This window comes from Acidithiobacillus sp. TH-A36 (genome assembly GCF_057473445.1).
Genome location: NZ_JBYCKP010000510.1, coordinates 1 through 2,243 on the forward strand (window position 1 = coordinate 1; position 2,243 = coordinate 2,243).

General features: G+C 53.9%; 3 protein-coding genes. All 3 read right to left on the reverse strand.

From position 1 onward, the window contains the following. Positions 1–125 precede the first annotated feature (125 nt). Positions 126–581 (reverse strand): CBS domain-containing protein, encoded by a 456-nt coding sequence (locus tag AC2VLY_RS12955; RefSeq protein WP_075322550.1) that lies wholly within the window; start codon positions 579–581, stop codon positions 126–128. Then, positions 578–1,930: an adenosylmethionine--8-amino-7-oxononanoate transaminase gene (bioA, locus tag AC2VLY_RS12960; protein ID WP_486922415.1), complete on the reverse strand. Its 1,353-nt coding sequence runs from the start codon at positions 1,928–1,930 to the stop codon at positions 578–580. The genes AC2VLY_RS12955 and bioA overlap by 4 nt, the downstream gene beginning before the upstream one ends. Next, a partial coding sequence (locus tag AC2VLY_RS12965) for an ADP-dependent NAD(P)H-hydrate dehydratase (protein ID WP_486922416.1) occupies positions 1,923–2,243 on the reverse strand: 321 nt, incomplete at its 5' end. The genes bioA and AC2VLY_RS12965, both read right to left, overlap by 8 nt.

Genomic DNA, 2,243 nt, shown 5'->3' on the forward strand with positions numbered 1-2,243 from the left:
TGTCTTACCGACTCCCAGGTCGCCTTCCAGATAAATGACTGCCGGTGCCTGTAATGTTTGCGCCAGGGCCGCCCCCCAGGACTGGCAAATATCTGCACTGGGAAAGTCCCAATCCATCGGCAAACTCAGGGTTTTAACAAATGCTGGAGAATATCGGAGCGGGTGATGATACCCAACAGCTTTCCATCTGTATCCACAACAGGCAAGGCATGTACTTCCTTACGCAAGAGTTTTTCGGCGACCGCATCGGTGTTTTCATCGGGTCCTGCGGTCACAACCTTGGTAGTAGCCAACTGGCCTGCAGTAACAGCCGTGACTTTACGCAATTCTTCTTCATATTCATGCATGCCACCCAACGGAATCAATCCATCAAGAATGGTCAACATAGTGGGCAAATGCACCTCGCGGTTGGCATCAATCAGGTCGCGCTCACCGATCATGCCGACCAGATGCCCGGAGGCACTGACTACGGGAATACTGTGATGCCCCGTCTGCAGCAAGATTTTGCCGACATTCTTGACCGAATCATCTTCCTGCACCGTGCTGGGCGCACGGGTCATGATTTCCTGGGCCGTTGTCATTGGGTTCTTCCTTCCGCCATGGCGTCAAATAATGTTTGGAGGATAGTGTCTATTTCCAGCTCTGTCACCGACAGAGGGGGCACAATGGTGAGCAGATCACCAAGGGGTCGACTATACACACCCATTTCCCGGGCACGTTTGCAGACCATGTATTCGACACGTTCGCCATAAGGGTAAGCCGCTCCGGTAGCCGGGTCACGCAAGGGAATGGCCGCCATCAAGCCAAATTGCCGGGGCTCACCTGCCCAGGGTTGATGGTGAAATACTTCCAGACCTGCGCGCAGTTTTTCGATTTTATTGGGGATTTCGGACAACAAATAGCCTTCGGCAAAAATGCTCAGATTTTCCAGAGCCACCGCAGAGGCCAAGGGGTTGGCCGTAAAGGTATGTCCGTAATAAAACTGTTTGGCTTCGCCAAAGGGGGCCAGAAAAGCCTGATAGATTTTTTCTGAAGTCAGCGTTGCGGCAATGGGTAAATAACCGCCACTCAGTCCTTTGCCGAGCGCCAGCAAGTCAGGTTCGACCTGTTCTTTTTGGCAGGAGAACAATTGGCCGCTGCGACCAAAGCCAGTGGCCACTTCGTCAACAACAAGCAGGACATCATGGGTGTTACAGAGCTTTTGTGCGCCCGACAGGACCCCGGGTGGAAAAGGCAATATCCCGGCTGCACCCTGCACGCCTCCTTCCAGAATCAAAGCGGCAATATGGTCTTTTTCTGCCAGTAAAACGGCTTCCAGAGTATTCAGCCAGAGCTTGGCTGCCTGCGCGGCATCCCCCTGGCATTGTTCCCATTGCAGCACATAAGGGCTGGGCAACCTGCGCGTCGGGAACAGCAAATTACCATACACTTCGTGAAAAAGCGGAAATCCACCCACCGAAACAGCTCCCACGGTATCGCCGTGATAAGCGTTATCGAGGGTCAAAAAAAGATGCTTTTCAGGACGCCCGATGTTGGCCCAGTACTGCGCCGCCATTTTAATAGCCACTTCTACCGCCTCGGAACCATCTTCACTGAAAAAACAATGTTGCAGAGATTCGGGTGTGCACTCAACCAGATTTTTGGCGAGACGGATAGCCGGTGGATTGCTGGCGCCCAGGGCTGTGGTATGCGCGACTTTTCCCAACTGCTCCATAAGGGCAGCATCAAGGCGCGGATGACGATGACCGTGCACATTACACCAGAGACTCGCCACCGCATCCAGACAACGCGCACCATCCACATCGTACAAATAATGACCTTCCGCCCTCTCGATAATCCAGGGATCATCATCACCATAACATTGCATCTGGGTGAAGGGATGCCAAAAATAACGGCGATCCCAGGCTTTCAGCATTTCGGTTTCAGACATGGATGGCATTCAACTCCTGTATGACAAAAGGTAGTTCTTCGAGAATATTACTGGCCAACAGGCTTTCTTCTCCCAACCGTCGGGCCGCACGATCGCCGGCGAGGGCATGAATGGCAACCCCCAGAATCAAGGCATCATCGGCTGGCAGGCCCTGGGCCAGCAACCCCGCCAGCACCCCGGTCAATACATCGCCGCTGCCGCCAGTGGCCATTCCCGGATTTCCCCAGGGGCAATAACAGCGCGCCTTTTCACCCAACATCAGACTGTGCTGCCCCTTCAAAACCCAATGCCCGCCATAGCGGGATTGCAGCGC

What these genes read in the sequence shown, in the direction of transcription:
- AC2VLY_RS12955 (WP_075322550.1), bottom strand. Translation starts at nt 581, where the DNA reads ATGACAACGGCCCAGGAAATCATGACCCGTGCGCCCAGCACGGTGCAG.
- bioA (WP_486922415.1), bottom strand. Translation starts at nt 1,930, where the DNA reads ATGTCTGAAACCGAAATGCTGAAAGCCTGGGATCGCCGTTATTTTTGG.